Here is a 21,322-nt window from a genome sequence, read left to right on the forward strand (position 1 = left end):
GCCGTCCGCTGGGAACGCCGCACCGAACTCCACGACGCCTTCGTCTCCCTCGCCTGCAGCCTCATCTGCTGGCGACGCCTCAACAAACCCGAATCGTGATCGTGTTACGAGCTCTAAGGGCGTTGGGCGCGGGCGATGTCCGTGCGGCCCGCCTACTGAGGATTTCGGGTTGTCGTCGTGTAGTGACGGTTCGTGATCCCTGCGGTATGCCATTGGTATGCGTTATCCGGAGGGTGGGGGCCTGACCGCTGAGCGTCGGGCATTTCGGGAGAAGATCCGGCTCCAGGCCGGGCAACGATTTGCGGCGGGTGAGAAGACCGCGGTGATTGCGAAGGACTTGCGGGTGAGCGTGCGGTCGGTGGAACGCTGGCGCCGCGCCTGGCGGGAAGGCGGGCTCGAGGCCTTGCGCTCGGCCGGGCCGGCGAACTCTCCGACGATCAGTGGGGTCCAGTTCACCGTGCTTGAGGAGGAGTTGGCGAAGGGGCCGGCCGCGCATGGTTTCGAGGATCAGCGGTGGACCCTGGTCCGGGTGCAGAGCGTGATCCGCCGTCGGCTGCGGGTGAGTCTGTCGGTGGCGACGGTGTGGCGGCTGCTGAAACGGCACGGCTGGTCCTGGCAGGCCCCCTCCCGCAGAGCCCTCGAGCGTGACGAACACGCCGTCGAGTTGTGGAAGAGGGAGGTGTGGCCGCGGGTAAAAGCCTCGCGGCGGCCCATGGCGGCTGGATCGTCTTCGAGGACGAAGCCGGATTCTCCATGACGCCGCCACGCGCCCGCACCTGGGGCCGGCGCGGACACACCCCAGTCATCCACGTCCGCGGCCGCTCCCGACGAAGGACCTCGGTGGCTGCGCTGTGCTGCTACAAACACGGCGAGGGGAGTCGGCTGATTCACCGGCCCCGCAACCACCTCCTGCTGAAGGGGGCACGGAAGAGCTTTTCCTGGCAGGACTACCGGGACCTGCTCGTCCGGGCCCACATTCAGCTCGGCGCCCCGATCGTGGCCGTCTGGGACAATCTCAACACCCACCTGGCCGCAGACCTCAAACGGTACGAGGCCGAACACGACTGGCTCACCACCATCCGGCTGCCGCCGTACGCACCCGATCTCAACCCCGTCGAGGCCGTCTGGTCCTCGTGCGCAGAGCAATGGCCAACACCGCGTTCGATACATCCGACGACCTCGACCCACACTCCGCCGCGAGTTACGCAGAATCCAGCTCCGACCCCACCTGATCGACGGCTGCCTCACCGCCACCGGCCTGCCCCTCAACCCACCGACCCCACACTGAAAACCTCAGTAAACGGTCCCGAGGACCCGGCCTCCACGGTGCGAGCCGGGCGCAGCCGTCCGTCCCTGTGGCTGCGTCGGATCGGTGTCTGCCGCAGCCGTTCTCCGTTCCGAGCGGTCGGTGGTCGGCCGACCAGCCCGGCGCCATCTTCTCGGCGTCCTCACCGAGCTCTTCCTCCCGTCCGGTAAGGCGCTTCTGGGCGGCTCGGCGAACCGCGTCGGAGAAGGTCATCACCAGGCGGTAGGCCATCGCCCGCGGACGACCGCGAGGTTCTTCACCGTGCGGCCTGCGCGTCGGCTGGTCGGTCTGCGCCGCCTCCCCCAGCGCTTCGGCGAACGGCTCGGGCAGCGGCGGGTATCCAGACGTCATCAGCAAGGACTCCCTCGGCAGGCCACGGCCCGCGGCGCGCTTGATGCCCGCGGTACGCGGCCTCGGGCCCGTCCCCGGCGGCCGGCTGCCGGTCAGGGCGGCGGCCTCGCGCAGCAGCACGGCCGCGTCGGCGGCGGACCAGCTCGCCGCTGCGACGCCCCAGGACAGGGCTGTGACTGAAGCGGGCTCAGTTGGCCAGCTTTGCAGCTGAGCCGCTCAGGCGCGTGCCACACAGGGTGCGGATCGGTCCTCGCGCTGTGTGAAGACTGCACCGAGTCCCGCGGAGCAGCTGGTACCGACGTCATGGGGCCGTGGCGTTGCGAAGGGGTGAGGCCGTAACCCTTCCCCGACCAGTGAAGTTGATCTTGATGTTGAGTTGATCAGCTGTCAGGGATGAGCGCATGCGGGGGCAGCTGGCCGGCCGCCGTGCGCGGCCCGTCCTCTGGCTTTGCGGAAGGCCCCCCTTTGATGACCACCCCGATGACAGTCCTGCGCACGCGCGCACTGCTGGCCCTGCCGGTGCTGCTGGCCGGCGCTCTCGGCGCAAGCGGTTCCCCGGCACAGCCGCCGCGGACGCCACGGTCTACACCACCCCCGGCGAGTACACCTACACCGTCCCGGCAGGCGTGGAGTGGATCACGATCACCGCCGTCGGGGCCGGCGGCGGCGGAGGTGGAGGCGGCGGGGGCGTCATCTACTCCAGCGGGGGTGACGGCGGCCGCTACGAACGCAACGGCGCCTCGGGCGGTGGTGGCGGCAGCGGCGCCACCCGCACCTGCACTCTCCGTACCGCCCCCGGAACACAGTGGAGCGTGTTCGTCCACGCGGGCGGCGCCCGGCGGAACGGCCGGCAGCGATAGCGACGCCAGCAGCAACGGCGGTGACGGAAGCTTCGGCAACCTCAGGGGAGGCTCCGTCGCCTACGGCGGGGACGGTGCCGACGGGGACAATGAGATCCGCGTGGAGGGCGGCGGCGCCAAGGGCACCACCGGAAGCCATGGCGAGAAGAACGGGTCCGCGTCCGCCGGCGGCACCGGAGGCGGCGAGGGCAGCGTGAAGTGCCCGGGCAACCGCCGGACGACGGCGACCTTCGCCCTCGGCCAGAACGGCAAGGCCGGCAACAACGGCGACCTCAACGGCGGCGACGGCGGCGCCAGCCAGGCCCCTCAGGCCCGTGTGCCAGCGGGCGCCGGCGGCAGGGCTGGCAACGGCGGCACCGCCACCATCGGCGGCGGCAGCCTCCGCGCCGAACCCGGCAGCAACGTAGGGCGCGTTCCGCGACGCGCCCCCGAGCCGCCACGCACCTGCCTGACGCCATCTGGGGCTGAACCGCTCCGGCGCGCGCGACAGGGCGCCGGACCTCAACTCCCCGGTACGGCGACCTCGCCCAGGACACCCTGCCAGGCCGGGCCGGCCCCCAGCCGCACGGTGTGGCCGGCGTCGCGGATACCGGCCCGTAGCTCGACCTACCGCTGCCGGAGCTCGATCTCATCGCCGCGGACCCCCCGCGAATGACCGCCCGAGCCGAGAGCGCTCTGGTAGTAGGTGTGGCCCTTCCATGTCGTGGCGCTGCCGGTGACTTTGATGCACTGGCCCTTGCGCCACCAGGGGCCCTGGTCGGTCATGCCGGTGACCTCGTTCCAGGTGCGGAACCAGCCCGGTGCCCTGACGATTGGGCTCGCCGTAGATACGGATGTCGGCGCGCCAGGAACGGGCGAAGCCGGCGGTGGCCTTGGCGTCGCAGTCAGCGCTCGGCGACGTCGCGGAGCTGATCGCGGTTCACGACGTAGGTTTCCTGGAAGCCGCTGTCCGGGTCCTCGCGGAGGACGACGTGTACGAACTGCTTGTACACCGCGCCCGGCGCGTCCTCCCTGACGAAGTACCAGCGGCCGGGAGATCCCACGAACCAGCCCGGTGCGATCCGGTTCTCGTCGATTTTGACGAAGCCGGTGTCCGCCGGCAGTGAGCGCTGCCCAGCGCTGAGGAAGCCTTCGCTGTGCATCGCGTAGGTGTGGGCTTCCTCCTTCGTCCACGCCCGCCGGGAAAACACGTCCGGCCTGGACGGCTGCCCGTCCTGGCCACTGCCGGCCGGTGACACTGGCACGGGCTGGCTGTCGATGTCCAGCCCGCCGGGCATAGCCTCACCCGGGGCCGCGGGCGGGAGATACCTGTCCGGGATGGGATGATTCGACACCAGGGTGATGTCCCTGCCCACCACGACATACGCCGACCGGCCGAGATCATCCAGCGTCGCCTGCTCCAGCGTCCTGCAACGGCCGACGGCGGCCGCAGGTGCAACAGCATTGCGAACCAGGGGCGCGGGCGCGGGGCACGGAGAGGGCAGAGCGCGCCAGTGCGGGAGACGGCAGGCAGCCCTGCTGCCCCCCTGTCTACGGGGCGGGGGTGAACTCCACGCCGGTACCGCCGCAGCCGGCCGCGATGTCCAGCAGCCGGTCCCGCTCCGCCTCGTCGCCCGCGAGGCCCCAGCGGAGCTTGGTCGCGGTCCACTCGGCGCCGTACCGGCACAGCGCGTCCGCGGACGGCGGCAGCCACTGGGCCGGGTGCTGGTCCGCCTTCGACCGGTTCGAACGAGCCGTGACCGCGACGAGGGAGCCGGCTGGCCTTGGTCGTTCGCGTACGCCTCACGCCGCGCCGCCGTCCAGGCGGAAGCTCCAGCCGGCGGGGAGCGTCATTCGAACCGTGCGGTATTCCCTGGTGTTCCGGCTCGCCTGAGCGGCTCGGGCGGGGGCGTCAGCGGCCGTTACGGCGCCACTCGTACCGCCACGCATCGCCGAGGTAGATCTCCTCGTCAAGGACACCGGGCCGCGGCGGGCCGAGACGGCGTGCCGCTTCCACGCATCGCTCGTCGTCGTGGAGAGCAAGCCCCTGCACGGCGACGACCTGGACCTGGCGGTCCGCGTCATCAAGAGCGCGGCCATGGCTTCAGTGAGGACGGGAGCGCGGTCCCTGCCCCGGCCGACCGTGCGGCAGGCATCCCGCCGTACCGCCGTGTCGACGTCCGTCATCAGCAAGAGCAGCGCCTCAAGGACATCATCGGAGAAGGCGGGCTGCTCGGCCCATGTGCCGAACCCCTCCGCCACCAAGCGCCGCACACCGGCATCGGGGTGGCCGGTGTAGGCCAGGAGGGCGCTTCGGCACGCGGACCGGCATGCCCACCAAGCCCGCACAGCACCATGGTGAGGACCGCGAGGTCCCTCTCCTCAGCCGACCAGTCGACGAGGATGTCCAGGGTCGGACCTGCGAACGCCTCCTCCTCACTGTCGTCGAAAAGATCGATCAGCCGCACCAGGTCGGCACCGAACAACCGATGGGACGGGTCCGGATGCGTGCGCAGGGACGCGGCAGCCGTCCAGGTCTCCTGGTCGCGTCGGTGAGCCAGCAGGATGCTGGCCCGACCCCACGCGGCGTGGTCCTGGTCGTGGTCCAACGCGCGTGCCATCAGCTCCTCGAACGAGGAGCTGATGGCGAGCAGCTCCTCCAGGTCCGTGAGGATCGCCCCGTGCCCGTCCCGGACGGATAGTCCGCCGAGAGTAGGCTCGCCGACTCCGTAGTACTCGTCATCCTGAACCCTGGTACGGACAAGGTCGTCCTGGGAGCCCGTGCGCCGCCGCAGTTCGGCTTCGACCCCCGCCTCGTACCAGCGGCGCGCGAGATCCCGCATCTCCAGCAGCTCGGACTCGGCGTACCCGCCCCGGATCCTATAGTCCAGGAGCGCCGCAACGAGCGCGGGCGAACCCGAATCAATCGCCTCGCGCAGGGACAGCAGCTCGTCCGGCCCGCACTGGCTGGGATCGGCGCCACGCTCGAGCAGCAGTTGGGCGATGCCCCCGGAGAACGCCTGCACGGCCACGCCGAACGCCGCGGTCCGCTTGTCGTAATCGTCGTCTTCTTGCAGAAGCCTCTTCACCAGGGCCATGTCCCCGGTCCGAACAGCGTCGATCAGGGAAAGCTCCCCGGCGACCGCCACGCTCGCACGCCCACCCACGTCCATTGCTCTGCTCCCCCGTCGCGTTCCTCCAGCTCAGTGTAGGTCTGCCGAATCCAGCCCACCGGGACGGAGCACAGCCGGCGCAGTCGCGAGATTCGGTCACCAGGAGCTCCCGGCGGGCCCCTGCCACAGTTGCATCGCATGCAACATCGCGGCGTCAGGTACACCGGCCAAGGCCCAGAGCCCGCGCCGACACGTGGTCGATCGGCTCCCCGCCCTCAGGCTGCACCAACCCGTCAGCCGCGTTCGCGGAATGGAGCGGCCAGACCAATTCCGCCTACTTGCTGTCCCATGCCTCCGCCAGCGGCACCATGTGGTCGATGTCTAGCGCGCCGGGCAGCGGCGGCCGCGGTGGCGGCCCGCATCATCGTGATCATCACTAGGCGGTTGTAGCCGCACCCACGACGTCAGCGACAGCCCCCCGGCTGCGGGTTCACCCGCCCGGGGCGCCCGATTCACCGCCGAAACGCCACTGCACACCAACCCATAGGACGAGACGGCCGATGACCTCTCCATGGGTGTCGTGGGCCTTCGCCGGCCGCAGCGGAACCCAGGGGCCACCGACTCCTTCCCCGAGCTGATACCGAGCGAAGGAGTGGCGGGAGGATGGGCGGGTGCGAGCGCGAGAGGCCCGCTGTGGCCCCGCCCCACGCCACGGCCGCGCCGCTCCCCGGAAGCCTGGACGCCGGGGACGACGCGGCTTTGACCTTCCTGCGCTGGGCTAGGTCAGCAGGAGTTGTAGGTGTTCGTCGCCCGGACCGGGGTGCTGCTCGACGCCTGGTTCTTGTAGATCACCACATTGCCGCCCATCTGGATCTCCAGGCCGTTCGCTCCCTGCCAGAACGTGCCTGACGCCCAGATCGCCTTGCCGTCCGCGCGGTAGATGACAAGATTCCCGTCCCTCTGGAACTTCAAAGTGGATCCAGGTTGCCGTACGTCCCGGAGGCCCAGACCGGGCGCCCGTGGCCCGTGTTGCAGTACACGACGAGGTTGCCATCGGCCTGCCAGGCCAGCTTGGCCTTGCCGTAGGGCTGCCACACTTCGGGCTCTGACCACTGGCTACCCGCGGCCACGTAAATGGTCTCGCCAGCGGCCGCAGTGGCATCAGACATCGTGCCCACCATCAACGCGACTGCGCTCAGGGCAGCAGCAGTCACCTGCTTGGCTTGGTACTCATGCTCTCGATCCCCCATGTGGAAATGTCACCCCTCGGCCGATGCCGAGAGAGAAGTTTGATGGACAGTCAGATTTGTGAACGTGCAATTCGAGCCACCCGTCCATGCCGCCGACTCCAACCCGTCACGGACGAAGGGTGTTCGGAGGCGTAGGCCGAACGGAACGTGTCTAAGGGACGCCCCAGAGCCGGGACTTCCCTTCTGACCGGCACAGACGCCAATAGCCGTTGCTGGGATCGCATCCAGCAAGAGGCATGAGCCCGGGGGCTCTGGGGTCAGAGTTGTGCGGTTGATGCCGCCTTCGGCTGCGTGGCGCTCCCGGTAGCCGGTCATGTTGAACGTCGGCGGGCGGCCACTGCGAGCGCCGAGCAGGGCCAGGGGGTGGGCAGGAGGTGGGTCAGTCAGGCCCACCAGGTACTGCACGCCGGTCAGGACGGCCGGCAGCAGGGTCCAGAGTGCCCACCGGTCGCCGTGGGTTGCGCACCTGACGGCTGCGACGAAGCACCAGAGGACGGCGCGACTCACGGATCGATGGTGCTTATGGGAGTCCTGGCGAAGATGGCGGCACCTCCCGTGGTGACGTTCCGCAGTTTCACCCTTCCGTAGATCCTTTCCGAGCCGTCCTCCGTGTCCAAGACGTTGCTGGTCGTCGGGAAGGTCCAGGTAATGCTCTGCTGCGTTCTCGTAGGGACGAACCCGAACTCGAAATGCATCAGGAGTTCATCGTCGGCACCACCGAACGGCTCGCCGGTGTCCCTCTCGAAGATGCTCGCGGCATCCGCGAACCTGAACTGCTGGTTGAGTTCGCTTTGGGTGAATGTCTCCGTCGTCGTGACTTTGAGCGTCCAGTTGTTCCCCGCCTGGGTTATCGCCAGGCTCAGGTTGGTGAGGTTCATGAGAGGCACGGCGGCCTCAGGGGCGCGGACTGTTGCCTGGGCAGTCGGCGTAGCGACTGCGGGTGCGGTAACCGCAATGGGCAGCGTCAGACCCAGTGTTGCGGCAACAAGAGCATGTGCGAGTCGGTCGTGCATGGCATGACTCTCCTGCGGTTGCCTGTCGGATGACCTGTGTGGTTTCTACGGAGGCCACCACTCGTGGAGACATGCCGGCCATCAGTTTCGGTGCTCCGGCGGGCGCGCTGGCTGTGCGGTCCGGCCTGAGCCACCGACGACGAGTGGACAGAGCCGGGACGGCGGCGGGACATGTGCCACAACCCGCGCGCGGCGGTCGGCCGGCACAGGAACGCGAGCCTCGACAAGCGAACGGCCAGACGGGCCTGAAAGGGTCCATCGCTTCCATAGTCCCCCGCCCGGCCCGACGTGTCGATCGGGGGCCGGGCCACGCTGTCAAGGCGACGTGCTGCCAGTCCCCCCGTGCGCGAGGTGCAGTCGGCATCGACAGCGGCACCCCCTGCCGTCGGTGTGGATCAGTGCCCGGGACTCATGGGCGCCGGCCCCTGTGTGGCGTTGCTGAAGGAGCGGGCTGGTCCCGCGATCCGGACCGGCGCGAAGCGCCTGCGCCGCCCTACCATTGCCAGCGCAATTCGGGCTGATGAGGGCTGCACGGTGCCAGAGCCAGCCGAGGGTTCAGCAGGGCCAGGTCGTCCTGGTGGAGACAGCGGTCGCCCGATCCGACCCTCCCGTCGGCGTCACGCCACCACGTCTGGGCGCGCGACCCGTTGCACGGCGACACGCTGACCTTCGGGGAAGCGGTGAGACAGGCCCCGGACACGGCGGACCTGATGGTTCCGGACGCGAATGTCCACCGCTGGGCCGGCGTACCGTCGCAGTCGCCCGTCGTGACGGGCCCATGTGCGGGCCGACGGACGTCCCTCTCGAGGCAACGCTCGACCGCGCCGGTCGAGTTGGTGCGGCCTATCGCCGACATGATCTCGCCGGGGCGGGGCTGCCGATGCAGCCTCCGGTGTTCCCTCTCGATCCAGCGGCGGAAACTGTGGCTGCGGGTGAATCTGGCAGGGCACGGCAATGTGAAGCATCCCGCGTAGGCGAGATACGCGTCGTAGACGGCCCCCTTGTCGTGTTGCTGTGCGGGAGTCAGGTTTGCCGGCAGCAGCGGCAGGGCGTAGCCCACGTAGGGCGCGACGACCGGGCGGGCGGCAGTGAGGAAGGCAGCCTTCCTGAAGAACCGTCCTGCCATCTCGTGATCGCTGTGATCGGCAGGATTCGGTGGACCGACCCCGAAGGTGGCGCTGTCGTAGTCCAGCGTCAGGACGCGTTCCGCCTTCCGGAGGGCAACGACGGCGGAGATCACAGCGGTCAGCTCCGCCTTGGTATAGGGCTGCGTTCCGTCCACCGGCTTGATGGTGCTGATCTGGCCGCGAAACAGCTTCAGCAGGCTCTGTTCGGAGTACTGCGTGCTCCCGGTGCCCGTCGGGAACCCGTCGGGCAAGCGGATGAAGACGAGCCGTACGTCAGAACGATCGCTCAGGACGGAGGACACAACCCGGCGGGCTCGCACGGTGAGATCGCTGCGGCGCCAGCGGTTCGGCACACCGGCCATTTTCGCGTAGGCCGCCTGCAGGCCCTCTTCCCGACGCCGCACGTAGGAATCCCGGAGGAAGGAGCGCCCGGCATCACCGGCGGTCAGATACACGGTGCCGACGGAACACCTGTGGCGGATCAGCCGCTGGACCTCGGGATTGAGGAAGAGCAGATCGTCGTCCTGGTGTGCCACGCCCACCAACGTGCGGCGACACTCCCCCGCGTCCGGCTCCACACCTCTGTGGAATGCGGTGCGCTGCCCACTGTGGGAATGCGCGACGTCGACCTGGAGGAACGAGGCGATCCCGGCCAGCACGATGCCCAGTGCGGAAGGAAGCGCCGGCCAACGGCACTGCTGCCCGCATGGGACTCGGCGGCGATCCGCACGCGGCGGGGACTGCGCTCCGCGACCTGGTGCGGAGTGCGCGGTGTCCCCGGTACCCACGGATATGCCGCTGTCGGGCACCTCAGGCCTCACCACGCGCCCCTTTCGCGGAGCCGGTCCCGTGGCGCAGGCGGCACCACGTGCTCCCGGTGTGACGTGCCCGATGCTATGGGCGCCCGTGGAACAGCGGCGACACGGGAGGGGCCGATCGGTGGATGCTCCGGCGGGGGGGCGGCCGCGTGGCCGCCCCCTCGGGTAGGCGACGAGAACGTCCGCCCGGTGGTCTGGTTCGGCTGAGCCGGCTCGACCCGGACCCCCGACCGGAGCCGGACCCCCGACCCGGGCCGAAGGGCGCGATCGTGGGCAGGCGCCTTGCCGACCACCGGAAGGCACCACGGCACTCTCCCCACCGCGCACCTCTACAGGTGTAGAGTGCAACTCGTCTCCTCCTCTACGGATGTAGAGGAGGAGACCCCAACCTCAAGGAGACACGATGAGCGCCACCGCCCCCTCTGCCCTGAGGCGCAAGCCCGAGCCGCTGGGACCCTTCCAGGTGGGAGCGAGCGGCTTCGTGTTGCTGGGTACGGGCCACCTCGCCCTTGCCGCCGCAGCAGCCTGGGGCGACCCGACCCCGCAGCAGGAAGCCTCCTCGGCAGCCATGCGGGCAACGAGCATGACGCTGCTGGGTCTGGAACGCAGCACCCTCGACGTCTTCCACGGCATGAGTTCCGTCATGGCTCTGTTCGTCATCTCCTGTGCAGTCCTCGCCCTGTTCGCCGCCCGGCACTCCCCCGCCCTGGTCGAGCGGCGCACCGCCTTCGGGTGGACGCTCCTCGCCGTCTCACTCGGCGGCCTGGCGATGTCCGCCCTCCTCCTGCCCCCTCCGCCGATCGTCGTCCTCACCGTCACCAGCTGCGCCTTCGCCCTGTCCCTGCGCCGGGCAAAGCCGTGACCTGAGCCAACTGGTCCGCGCCCATACGGACGCCGCCTGGGCGAGGAGCCGCCCCAGGCGGCGTCGACGAACCGCGCGCCCGCCCCGGCCTCGACGCCGAAGGTCCATCCGCCGCCTCAACAGCCGCATCGAACGCTCCTGATCAGCCGTCACACGGGCGGGCGCAGAGCCGATCCGGGGACCGCCGCACCCGCAAGGTGCGGCGGTCCCTCGCGTTCCGGCAGCCGGCCGGCGGTGCCCCAGCGTCCTGGGATGCCACCTGGCTGCGGCCCCTGAGGCCGGCTTCGTGCTGCCGCTCCTGGGGTTGCCCGCACGATCCCCCGGCCCGAGCACAGGTGGTGCAGGTAGCGGGGCCCGCGGGTTGACGCGGGCCCCACCGACCGAACCCGCATCCGGGGCCCCGACCACGCCAACACCATCGACACCCGCCACAACCTCGCCGTCGCCCTCTACTGGCTCGGACGTCAAGGACCAGGGCGATTCGTTCGAACTGAGCGTCTGGCTCACCGACGGCGGCCTGCTGGACGATGCCGCCCTGCTCCGCGTCGCGGAGACGGTCCTCCCCGCCGTCCCGGGGTGGCCCCCGGCCGGCTCACGCGCCGGCCCGAGTCGGGCGCGGGCCCGGTCGCCGGCCGGGGCCGGCGGGCGAGCCCGCGCCGTCGCTCTCAGCGGCCCGGGGCCGCGGGGGTCAGAGCATGTTCTTGTAGATGTTCCACCCGGTGCCGAACTTCACCCGGGGGGCGAAGGTCGCGGTGCCGGTCTTGCCCGTCGAGGTGTACGTGTACACGTCGCCTCCCGGGAGCCGGGCCATCAGGTCGCCCTTGCTGTCGCCGTTGATGTCACCCGGGACGAACAGCGTGTCGTACTGGTTGAAGCCACTGCCGACCTGCTCCCGAGCGGCGAACGGCGCGCTGGCCGTGCCGGTGCCCTTGTAGAGGAAGAGACCGCCGGCGGTGTCCCGGGCGAGCAGGTCGGGCCGCCCGTCCCCGGAGTAGTCGCCCGCGCCGACGATGGTGTTGTAGCCGTTCCAGCCTGTGCCGACCTTGATGCGCGTGCCGAACTTCGTGTACAGCAGGCCGTCGCCGGGGTGCAGCCACAGGACGCCGGCGGAGTCACGGCTGACCAGGTCGCCCTTCCCGTCGCCGGTGAGGTCGCCGGGGCCGGCCATCATGGTGTAGTTCCACGACGTACTGACCTTCACGCCGCGGACGTAGAGGTCGGTGCCGATGTTCTGCACGTAGCTGGCGTGGTTGTGGCTGTTGAGGCCCGTGGCGTACGTGTTGCGGGAGCCGGGCGTCTCCTTGCCGGCCTCGTACGGCGGCGAGTAGTAGGTGCTGTTGGCCAGGGCCTGGTACTTGACCAGGACGTTGTCGGCCTGGGTCATCACGTTCTGGCCCTTGCCGAAGAGCGATGTGGTGCCCGCGCCGACGATGAACTTGTTGAGTTCGTAGCCGCTGCCGAAGTAGGCGGGTGCGGCGAACTTGCCGCCGCCGATCGACTTGAACCAGTACTCCACGCCGTCGTGGTTGCGGGCGAGCAGGTCGCTGCGGCCGTCGCCGTCGCCGTCGTCCGAGCCGGTGATCACGTTGTACGTGTTCCAGCCGGTGCCGACCTTGACGCCGGGCTTGAGCGGGGCGGTGGCGCTGCCGGCTCCCTTGTGGAACCACAGCTCGCCGGCCAGGGTACGGGTGAGGACATCGCCGATGCCGTCGCCGTCGACGTCGTTGGCGCCCACGACCTGGTCATAGATCCCCCAGCCGGAGCCGACCTTGACCCGGGAGTTGAAGGGCTTGCTGACCGTCCCGGTTCCGGTGTACAGCCACAGGTCACCGGCGGGGTCCCGGGCCAGCAGATCGGGGCGGCGGTCGCCGGTCAGATCGCCGGTGGCGATGAGGCGGTTGTAGATCTGCCAGCCGCGGCCCGACCACAGGGGCGCCGAGGTGCTCTTCACGCCCGCCTCGTAGAGCGTGAGCACGCCGTCGAAGGTGAGCGAGAGGAGTTCGGGCTGGGTGGTGCCGCCGACGTCGCCCACCGGCAGCAGGTCCTTGAACGAGGCCTCGGGATCCGGATCGGTCTTGTAGATCGTGTAGTCGCTCCAGGCCTTGATGGACGACAGGTAGACGGCCGTGACCTGGTCGTACTCCATGACGATCATGTCGCTGACGCCGTCGCCGTCGACGTCGTGCCGCGGCTTGGCGGCAGCGGCCACCTGGGCCGGGACCCGGGCCGGCATGACGACGGTCGGGAGCCCTTGGCCGCGGGCCGTTCCGTCCACGGCCGACGGTCCCGGCGCCGGCACGGCCGGGCTCGGCACGGCCAAGCTCGGCGCGGCGATACTCGGTGCGCCCAGGCTCGGCGCGGCGATACTCGGTGCGGCGGCCAGAGCGCCGGCGGCCAGGGCGAGAACGCTCCCGGCGGCCAGGGCGCGCAGCCGTCTGCGCTGCGGTGACGTGCGGTGCGATGTAGTCAAGATCCCCCCTGAGGATCGAGCCGTGGGGCTCTGCCCTGGCACACGTCATGTGTGTGTCCGGGATCATGCGTCCGTGCGTGAACGGCCCCCCGCTTCCGTCCGTGCACGCTAAGCCCCGTCACCGACGTTCACGTCGGCACGATCACTCCGGTTCCCGTTCCCGGCACATCAGTTGGACTTCCTGCACCGGGCGTGTGAGGACGATGTGCCGGCGCGTCCCCTGTTCAGGGGCCGGCGGTCAGGTGCACGTGGACGGTCTTGCCGCCCTCGGGGACCGACCGGATCTCCACCGCGTCGGCCAGCCGGTTGATCAGCGGCCAGCCGTACCCCTCCCCGCCGTCGGTGCCGCCGTCGGCCGGCCGGCGCCGGCGCGGCGGGTCGGGCTGGCGTCCCTGGCGTCGACGCCGCGCAAGACCAGGCCTTCTTCACCACCCACTTCACCGGCGCCCGAGCCGCCGCCGACGAACCCGACCAGGCCGCCACCACCGCTTCGGCGAACTGATCGACTGCGGGCGGCACGACAGGTTCGGGGGTGGACACGGACCGGGCCCCTTCGCGAGGGGTTAGCTGGACTTGCCCGTGCCCCGCTTGGACGGGACGGGCGTCGTACGCGGTACCCCGGTAACGGCCGCCGGCACGGCCGGGCCACGGGCCGCCGCCCGCGGCGTTGCGGTGCGTGCGGTGCGCGCCGGGCCCGGCCCAGGCGGCGGTGCGCCGGCCGCAAGGGCCGCCGGGCGCAGCAGCGCAGATCAGCGCTGCTGGGGGGTGACCGCCTGGCGTCGTCTGCGGGACTGGACCGAGGCTGGTGTCTGGCCCCGGCTGCACGCGGCACTACTCGCGGAACTGCGAAAGACCGGCCGCCTGGAGATGGACGACTGCGCGGTCGACGGCTCCCATGTCAGGTCTCTCAAAGGGGGGGACCATGTCGGGCCTTCGCCGGTCGACCGCGGGCGCCCCGGCTCCAAGCACCACGTGATCGTCGACCGCTCCGGCACGCCTCTGGCCGTCTCGGTGACCGGAGGGAACCGGCACGACGTCACCCAACTGATCCCGCTGCTCGACGCGATCCCCCGCATACGCGGGCGGCGGGGCCGTCGATCATCGCCCATACGTACCATGCAATGCGCCCTCCGCGGCCGTCGACTCCCCACCAAGAGGCCTTGGGCCGATCCCACTCTGAAACGATCAGTTAGTCGACGATTGCGAGGACCGGCTGAGGGCCTCGCAATCGTCGGGCTCCGTCAGTTCAACGGCAGCTGCCCCGTGATGGACGTGTCCTTCTTCCTCGGCTTGCGGAGCTGAGGCCGGAGCATCAGCAGTCTTGATCAGCTTGGCCCGGTCGGCCTCCCGCATCGGCGGCCCGCCCGGTGTGATCCCGGACGCCTCCGCCGGCTCCAGGTACTTATGATGATCACGCCCTGTGGCGCGTGGGGATCTGACGGACAGCCAGTGGGCCCGGCTTGAGCGGATGTTGCCGCAGCGCATCAAGCCGGGGCGTCCGCGGATGTGGACGTCGCGCAGCTGATAGACGGCATACGGTGGCGAACCCGAACCGGTGCACCGTGGCGGGACGTGCCCGACAGGTATGGGCCGTGGGACCGGGGGTTGAGCCGCCATCACGTCGACGACTCGGCGCATCACCCACCCGAAACAAGATTCTCGCGAGTCCGACCCTCACAAAGGTCGCCTGACACCGCAGCCGGCCGTCCCCGGAGCGCCGAGTCATTCATGGCATGGACGGTTCAGCGGCGGGTACTCAAGATCTCCGCCTCCTCATCCATGATGGGTCCTCGCCGCGGTGTCCCAGATATCCCGCGTCCCAAGCATGGGCATCGTGGCGGGCATCACGCATGTCCCGGCCCCATGGCTGTTTCTCCGCGAATGCGACTGCTGTGCCGTCGCGCGCTCCAGTCGATCCAGCAGGCAAGCGTGAGAATCAAGATGAGAGGCACCAGGAAGAACCACAGGAGAAACCACATTCCCTTCATCGTGCCGTGGTTCAGCAACGCCTGCCAGACAAGGATCGTGACCAACCACGGGAACTTGATCGCCGTACCATGGCCTTGACATGCCCACTCGGGAGCCGGCCGCGCCAGCGCGGCGGCGACGAGGCCGCTGTTGTCAGGTGCGGGCATGCGGTTCCTTGTGGGGACAGGTGCCGGTTACGTGTGCGGCCCGGCGGTGTTACCCCCTCACGCACATCGACCATCAGGGCAAGAAGCTGTCCTCCATCGTCGCCAACAGCGTCAACTCCATCGTGACCCCTGGTCATCTCTGGCCCGGCCCGGTACCACCAAGCCGCAGCAGTCCGACCCGCTCATATCGGACAACGCCGAGGCCCCCCGTAGCCGCTATGCCCGAAGGTGCCGGTGATGTCCAGGCGACGCTGTAGCTGGCAGTTGGGAGAATTCAGGTGGATGGCGATGCCTGCCTTGTGGACCCGCAGGATCCGCCCGGCACCCTCAGCGGTTACACGGCCTATGCACGCGTCCTTGGCATGAATATCGAATTTGCTTCCTCCGGCGACCCGTAGGACGCTCAGCAGCCGGACCGCCCGTAGCCGCGACCTTTCGGCGAGCACGCCGCAAGGGCTGTGCCTTGCGTCGCAGGGCCGCGTCGAGCCCGGCCGTGACGGGGGAGGTGCGTAAGGCCGGCACGGGCCGCCGGTGCCATGGCCCTGGTGGTGACCTATTGGAGGAACACGTGGAAAAGGCTGAGCCGCAGCGGCGATCGCACTCTGGTGCGGGGGGTCCGGGTGAGGGCATGGACGGTCTGCGCGAGCGCGGGTTCGCCCGCTATGGAGCTGAGCAACTCGGTATCATCCCGGCCGGCGCCGCTGCGAGGGACTTGGCCGGGATCCGGGAGGTCTTCGCGGCTCTGCCGCCCGACCCGTACGCTCCGGGAACGAATCGGTTCCGCCGGTACTCCCATGCCGTGTACCTGCCGTGGAAGGACGAACTGTCCTGGATTCCCGGAACCCCCGACCCCGTACACGGTACGGTCACCGACTTCTCCCAGGGCGAGGACGACGCTGAGTACCCGCGGAAGCGGCGCGCGCTCCCCGACATCCCCGAGGCGCTGCGCGGCAACGCTCTGCTGTTGCGACTCCTGCGCTGGGACATTGAGCAGGTCCTGTCCCTGAAGAATCTGGGGAGACGGCCGCTGTGGGCCGGGGTCCACCTGATCAGGCTCGGCGTCGACCGTCCAGGCCAGGACGCCATTTCTTCCCCGAACTGCTTGCACCAGGACGGAGGTTCGGCCAGCACGTTCACTTTCGCCCACCTGATCAGCCGTACCAACGTCACCGGCGGGCAGAACGTCATCGCCACACCGGGCAGCGCGGGCCTCCACCCCGAGGACCCGTGGGCGGACATCCACGCCCGCTTCACCCTCACCGACCCACTGGATGGCTACGCCGTCCACGACCACAGAGTCAGCCACTACGTCGGCCCGGTGCGCGCGGGCTCCGAGCCAGGGCCGGGCGAACGGTCCATCCTCATCGTCGGCCTCGCCCCATACGTCCCCCAGCTGTGACACCGGCACCACCCGAGCCCGCCGACACGCCGCCAGTGCGCGGTTCCGTCTTCGACCAGCCACGCGGGTGCTCCTTCGGCGACCGTCTGGACGCGGCGAGTACTTCCTGCTCCTCTGCGGCAGCCAGGGACTTCTCGGTCCGGCCGAGTTCGCCGCGAGCCCACCCGGGTTACCCAGCCCAACATCCCTGACCATGGCGGCTGGCCACCACGCCCGTCCGGCCGTTCGTTGTACCTCCGTGCAGGCCGGGCTTCGTCGCCCGGGGAGCGATGCGGGAACGAGAGCATGAGCACGATCGACCCGGCTGCCGAGCGGAACCCCATCCCGAGTAGGTCGGGACTGATGCGCGGTGTCGGTCATCTATCGGCGGCCGCCGGTTCGCTGTCGGTGGCTTGTCGGCGAGGTCCGGCAACGTTCCAGAGACGGCCGGCCGGAGCTCACTGGGCGGCCCCGATCCCCAGGAGCCACCATGCACATGCCCGTCACGATCATCGGCGCCGGACTCGGCGGACTCACTCTGGCCCGCGTCCTGCACGTCCACGGAATCCCGGTCACGGTCTACGAGTCGGAGTCCTCCCCGACGGTGCGCACGCAGGGTGGGATGCTCGACATCCACGACTACAACGGACAGCTCGCCCTCAAGGCGGCCGGCCTGATGGACGAGTTCCACGCCATCGTCCTGGAGGGCCGCCAGGCGATGCGGGTCCTCGACCCGGACGGGACCGTCCTGCTCGACAAGGCCGACGACGGCACGGGCGGACGCCCCGAGGTGCAGCGCGGCGAGTTACGACAGATCTTGCTCGACTCGCTCCCGGCCGGCACCGTCCGGTGGGGGCACAAGGTCAGCAGCACCCGCGCCCTCGGCTCGGGCCGCCACGAGGTGACGTTCGCCGATGGCGGCACCGTCGTCACCAGCCTGCTGGTCGGCGCGGACGGCGCCTGGTCACGGGTACGGCCACTGCTCTCCACCGCCACACCCGAGTACGCCGGCACGTCGTTCGTCGAGACTTACCTGTTCCACGCCGACACCCGCCACCCGGCCGCCGCGAAAGCGGTCGGTGGCGGGATGCTGATCGCGCCCGCGCCGGGCAGGGAGATCTTCGCTCACCGGGAAAGCGGCGACACCCTGCACACCTACGTGGCGCTGACCAGGCCGCAGGACTGGTTCGCCGCCATCGACTTCACCGATGCGGCCGCGGCCACCGCGCGGATCGCGCGCGAGTTCGACGGCTGGGCACCGGAACTCACCGCGCTGATCACCGACGGCGACACAGCGCCGGTCCTGCGCCCCCAGTACGCTCTGCCGACCGGGCACCGGTGGGACCGGGTGCCGGGGGTCACCCTGCTCGGCGACGCCGCCCACCTCGCGCCCCCGAACGGCGAAGGCGCCAACCTGGCCATGTACGACGGCGCCGAACTCGGCAAGGCCCTCGCCGCGCACCCCGACGATGTCGAGGCCGCGCTCACCGAGTACGAGCAGGCGATGTTCCCCCGCAGCACCGAGGTCGCCACTTTTGAAGGTGGAGAGGTTCGGGGGACGGACTCCGAGTACAACACGGCCCAGGGACTGATCAACATGATCACCGAGAAGGGCCAATGAGCCGCTCAGGCCCGAGGGGATCTGGTGGCCGTTGCCTTCGCCGGCGCCATCTGCGCCGGACCGCAGGGCGGGACGCTCCCCGAGGACGTCGCGTCACCATCTGGGAGGTGGGCAGGGCCCCTGCCCACCCTCGACAGCACCGCCGCGCCCCGCTCGGCCCTGTCGAAGGACCTGCTGCGCGGCTACACCGCCGCCCTCGCCCGGCGCCCTGCCCCTAATCGGCCACGGCCTGGCCCTGCGACGGGACCCGCTGGCCAACCCGTTGATCACGGCTCGTGTGGTGGGGCGGCACCCTGGTGGTCTCGGCTACGGGGGAGGTCCGGCCGGTGGTGGATGAGGTAGGGACTGCACACCACCGTGGTGCCCTTGGCTATCCGGTATGACCTCCACCTGCCAATCGGGCAGATGGTCCCGGCCATGTAGTCGCCCGGTCCGTACGGCCAGGCCGCCGCAGCTGTCCGGGTGAACACCCTGCCCCGGCTCCAGCGCGGCAAGCCCTCTTGTCGCAGCAGGAGCGAAAGCCGGAGCGGCCAGGGCCGCGAACGCGGAGAGGAAGAAGGCCGTTTGAGCTGCTTCCCCTCCGGGAGGGCTGTTCGCCACGGATCGACGAGCCCGAGCTGCGGATCTCCGGAGCGAGACCCGCATAGGCGGCGAGAGCGGCGGAGGGGAAGTTGCTGCCGTCGCAGGAGACGACAGTTCCTGGGGGAGACCTCGACTACTCAATCCCCGGCTCCGCCGAAATCCGCGGCGCCGGCCCCACCCGGTCCCTCGACCGGACGGCTGGTCGGTGTGAACCTGGCGCGGGCTCTGGCCGTGTTCGGTACTGGGGCGGTGTCCTTCGGGGGGGCGTTCGAGCCGAATGAAGGGCGGCAGACACCCGGCAGTCCTGGGTGCCGCTGCTCGTGTTCATCCTCGGGGCGACCGTTTTCGCCGCGATCTGGTCCCGCTTCTTGCGCCGCGGACCGCTGGAGTACCTGCTCAACGCCGCCACCAAGCGGTGAAGTACATCCGGTGAAGCCCATGGGTATCCGATTCCGGGACTGTCCGTCGTCGCTGCCGTCGCCGTCCTCGTCTAGCTCGAGGGGCGTGCCCTGCCAGCCCCTCCCGTCAGCGGCCCCAAACAGCCGCTGGTCCCACCCTGTACGCTCGCTCACCGAGAAGGTGCACTGTTCTTGCGGCGGATCCGGCCTAGACACTCGAATCCTCGCAGCTCAGGGGTACCTTTTCCTAACTCAGCGTCAGATCACCAAGCCCAGTCGAATACCCGAGGCCAAGGTGTGGCGACGTACTCGGCGGATCGCTCCCCTGAGGGAGGTGGGAATGGGGCTCATGGATGCGGACCACGCGCAGCTGGTTGTCGCGGCGCAGGCCGGTGACGATCGGGCGCGCGAGAAGCTGATCGCCGCGTACCTGCCGTTGCTATACAACGTCGTCGGGCGAGCGCTGAGCGGACATGCCGACGTCGACGACGTCGTCCAGGAAACCCTGCTGCGCGTGGTGCGCGACCTGCCTTCCCTGCGGGCCCCGGAGAGCTTCCGGTCCTGGCTGGTCTCGATCACGCTCCGCCAGATCAATACCCACTGGCACCGGCAACGCTCCCTCGCCGGCCGGACCACGGTCATCGACGAGGCTCTCCAGGTACCGGACGCCGGCGCGGAGCCGGAGGACGTGGCGATCGTGCGTCTGCACATGTCGGACGAGCGCCGGCAGGTCGTCGAAGCCGTCGGGTGGCTCGACCCGGACCATCGGGTGCTGCTGTCGCTGTGGTGGCAGGAGTGCGCCGGTTCGCTGAGCCGTGAGGACATCGCCGCCGCGACGGGGCTCACTGTCGCCCACGCGGGAGTACGCCTGCAGCGCATGCGCGAGCAGCTGGAACTGAGCCGGACGATCGTCGCCGCGCTGGAGGCCGAGCCGCGCTGTCCGCAGTTGGGCGAGACCTTGGCCGGCTGGGACGGTCTGCGTGCGTCGGTGTGGCGCAAGCGGATCGCGCGGCACACCCGCGGCTGCCCGGTCTGCACGGCGACGACGACAGAACGGGTTCCGGCCGAACTGCTGCTCCTCAGCCTCGCGTCGCTGGCCGTCCCGGCCGGACTCATCGCCGCGCTGGCCGCCAAGGGCCTGCTGTCGGGTACGGCCGCGAGCGCCGCCGGGCTGGCCACGGCACCCGTGGCCCTCGGCACGGCGACGGGTGGAGTCGGTCTGCACAGCTCGCTGATCGGCAAACTCTCCGCGGTGACCGCTCATCCGCTGGTGGGCCTGGCCACCGGCGCGGTGCTCATCGCCGGGACCGCTACCTACGCGACCTGGCCCGAACCGGCGCACCGGCCGCCCGGTGTCAGCGCCGCTCCCACGGTCGGTAGTCCCACGCCGATCCCGTCGAACACCACCCCGTCGGCCGGGCCGTCCCCGGTGAGTCCGTCCGCCGTCGCAGGCACTGTTCCGCTGGGCGCGCAGTCGCTGGAGTCCGTGAACGATCCCGCCCTGTACCTCACCTATGCCGACGACTTCGCGACACTCGGCAGAGTCTCCGCGTCCAGCAGCGCGCAGACACGGCAGCGGGTCACGTTCACGTTCGTCCAGGGGCTGTCCGACACACGGTGCGTCACCTTCCGCGCCGCCGACGGCCGCTATCTGCGCCATCGTGACCTGCGGCTACGGCTGAGCACCAACGACGGCAGCGAACTGTTCCGTGAAGACGCCACCTTCTGTCCGCACCCCGGGGCGGTCGACGGGTCGGTAACCCTGGCCGCGCACAACTATCCCGGATCGGTCCTCCGTCACCGCGACGGTGGCATCTGGCTCGACGGCTCCGACGGCACTCGGGCCTTCGCCGGCCAGGCTTCCTTCATCATGCGCAGGGCCTGGGCTACCGCTCCTTGAGCGTGTCGGACCGAGTGGCGCAGTGACAACTGGCGGTCCTGCACCGCGATCCTGCACCACGATCCATGCACCGCGCCGTTCTCAACCCGGCAGCGAGCCGAGTGCTGCGCCGAATCCAGCTTCGGTCCGCACCCGTCGACGGCTGCCTCGCCGTGACCG

At 69.9% G+C, this 21,322-nt stretch carries 15 protein-coding genes and 4 pseudogenes; 8 read left to right on the forward strand and 11 right to left on the reverse strand.

What is annotated here, in order from left to right; genetic code table 11:
• The first annotated feature begins 217 nt into the window (after window positions 1-217).
• The 3 genes and pseudogenes from AB0D48_RS30875 (at window position 218) to AB0D48_RS30885 (ending at window position 2,517) form a co-directional block, all read left to right on the forward strand.
• Window positions 218-757 carry a winged helix-turn-helix domain-containing protein gene (locus AB0D48_RS30875; protein ID WP_362404291.1) on the forward strand — a complete coding sequence of 180 codons (540 nt, stop codon included), beginning with the start codon at window positions 218-220 and terminating at the stop codon, window positions 755-757.
• A pseudogene (locus tag AB0D48_RS30880) lies at window positions 754-1,288 on the forward strand (transposase). Before AB0D48_RS30875 ends, AB0D48_RS30880 begins: the two are co-directional and overlap by 4 nt.
• A 995-nt stretch (window positions 1,289-2,283) precedes the next feature.
• A complete protein-coding gene (locus AB0D48_RS30885; protein ID WP_362404294.1) occupies window positions 2,284-2,517 on the forward strand; it encodes a hypothetical protein in 234 nt (77 codons plus the stop codon).
• A 606-nt stretch (window positions 2,518-3,123) separates the two neighbouring features.
• On the opposite strand, the gene AB0D48_RS30890 is transcribed toward AB0D48_RS30885, so the two are convergent.
• From AB0D48_RS30890 to AB0D48_RS30925, 8 genes and pseudogenes are all read right to left on the reverse strand, one after another.
• A complete protein-coding gene (locus AB0D48_RS30890) occupies window positions 3,124-3,282 on the reverse strand; it encodes a hypothetical protein (RefSeq protein ID WP_362404297.1) in 159 nt (52 codons plus the stop codon).
• 119 nt (window positions 3,283-3,401) lie between these two features.
• Window positions 3,402-3,659 carry a hypothetical protein gene (locus AB0D48_RS30895; protein ID WP_362404300.1) on the reverse strand — a complete coding sequence of 86 codons (258 nt, stop codon included), beginning with the start codon at window positions 3,657-3,659 and terminating at the stop codon, window positions 3,402-3,404.
• A 388-nt stretch (window positions 3,660-4,047) separates the two neighbouring features.
• A pseudogene (locus AB0D48_RS30900) lies at window positions 4,048-4,334 on the reverse strand (HNH endonuclease); the annotation flags it as partial.
• Window positions 4,335-4,682: 348 nt separating this feature from the next.
• Window positions 4,683-5,669: a hypothetical protein gene (locus AB0D48_RS30905; RefSeq protein WP_362404303.1), complete on the reverse strand. Its 987-nt coding sequence runs from the start codon at window positions 5,667-5,669 to the stop codon at window positions 4,683-4,685.
• Window positions 5,670-6,392: 723 nt separating this feature from the next.
• On the reverse strand, window positions 6,393-6,581 hold the full coding sequence (locus AB0D48_RS30910) for a hypothetical protein (protein WP_362404306.1): 189 nt from the start codon (window positions 6,579-6,581) through the stop codon (window positions 6,393-6,395).
• Window positions 6,578-6,778 carry a hypothetical protein gene (locus AB0D48_RS30915; protein ID WP_362404311.1) on the reverse strand — a complete coding sequence of 67 codons (201 nt, stop codon included), beginning with the start codon at window positions 6,776-6,778 and terminating at the stop codon, window positions 6,578-6,580. Before AB0D48_RS30915 ends, AB0D48_RS30910 begins: the two co-directional genes overlap by 4 nt.
• A 584-nt stretch (window positions 6,779-7,362) precedes the next feature.
• Window positions 7,363-7,872, reverse strand: a complete 510-nt coding sequence (locus AB0D48_RS30920; protein ID WP_362404314.1) for a hypothetical protein — start codon at window positions 7,870-7,872, stop codon at window positions 7,363-7,365.
• A gap of 493 nt (window positions 7,873-8,365) precedes the next feature.
• Window positions 8,366-9,658, reverse strand: a complete 1,293-nt coding sequence (locus AB0D48_RS30925) for a ricin-type beta-trefoil lectin domain protein (protein ID WP_362404317.1) — start codon at window positions 9,656-9,658, stop codon at window positions 8,366-8,368.
• A 562-nt stretch (window positions 9,659-10,220) separates the two neighbouring features.
• Between AB0D48_RS30925 and AB0D48_RS30930 the strand changes: the two genes are divergently transcribed.
• Window positions 10,221-10,679, forward strand: coding sequence for a hypothetical protein (locus AB0D48_RS30930; RefSeq protein ID WP_362404320.1), 459 nt, complete (start codon window positions 10,221-10,223; stop codon window positions 10,677-10,679).
• A gap of 688 nt (window positions 10,680-11,367) precedes the next feature.
• On the opposite strand, the gene AB0D48_RS30935 is transcribed toward AB0D48_RS30930, so the two are convergent.
• The gene (locus AB0D48_RS30935) at window positions 11,368-13,149 is read right to left on the reverse strand and encodes a VCBS repeat-containing protein (protein ID WP_362404323.1); all 1,782 of its coding nucleotides are present in this window, start codon (window positions 13,147-13,149) and stop codon (window positions 11,368-11,370) included.
• 762 nt (window positions 13,150-13,911) lie between these two features.
• On the opposite strand from AB0D48_RS30935, the pseudogene AB0D48_RS30940 reads away from it, so the two are divergent.
• Window positions 13,912-14,244: pseudogene (locus AB0D48_RS30940) on the forward strand (transposase); the annotation flags it as partial.
• A 749-nt stretch (window positions 14,245-14,993) separates the two neighbouring features.
• Here AB0D48_RS30940 and AB0D48_RS30945 read toward each other — a convergent pair.
• Window positions 14,994-15,284 carry a hypothetical protein gene (locus AB0D48_RS30945; protein WP_362404408.1) on the reverse strand — a complete coding sequence of 97 codons (291 nt, stop codon included), beginning with the start codon at window positions 15,282-15,284 and terminating at the stop codon, window positions 14,994-14,996.
• A gap of 628 nt (window positions 15,285-15,912) precedes the next feature.
• Here AB0D48_RS30945 and AB0D48_RS30950 point away from each other — a divergent pair.
• Together AB0D48_RS30950 and AB0D48_RS30955 are read left to right on the forward strand one after the other, a co-directional pair.
• Window positions 15,913-16,683, forward strand: coding sequence for a 2OG-Fe dioxygenase family protein (locus AB0D48_RS30950; protein WP_362404326.1), 771 nt, complete (start codon window positions 15,913-15,915; stop codon window positions 16,681-16,683).
• Window positions 16,684-17,152: 469 nt separating this feature from the next.
• Window positions 17,153-18,283, forward strand: a complete 1,131-nt coding sequence (locus tag AB0D48_RS30955) for an NAD(P)/FAD-dependent oxidoreductase (RefSeq protein ID WP_362404330.1) — start codon at window positions 17,153-17,155, stop codon at window positions 18,281-18,283.
• A 531-nt stretch (window positions 18,284-18,814) separates the two neighbouring features.
• On the opposite strand, the pseudogene AB0D48_RS30960 reads toward AB0D48_RS30955, so the two are convergent.
• Window positions 18,815-18,953 (reverse strand): annotated as a pseudogene (locus AB0D48_RS30960) (transposase); the annotation flags it as partial.
• Between the two features lie 650 nt (window positions 18,954-19,603).
• Between AB0D48_RS30960 and AB0D48_RS30965 the strand changes: the two are divergent.
• On the forward strand, window positions 19,604-21,163 hold the full coding sequence (locus tag AB0D48_RS30965; RefSeq protein WP_362404334.1) for a sigma-70 family RNA polymerase sigma factor: 1,560 nt from the start codon (window positions 19,604-19,606) through the stop codon (window positions 21,161-21,163).
• The last annotated feature ends 159 nt before the right edge of the window (window positions 21,164-21,322 follow it).

Source organism: Streptomyces sp. NPDC048269 (genome assembly GCF_040652395.1).
Taxonomy (GTDB): Bacteria; Actinomycetota; Actinomycetes; order Streptomycetales; family Streptomycetaceae; genus Streptomyces.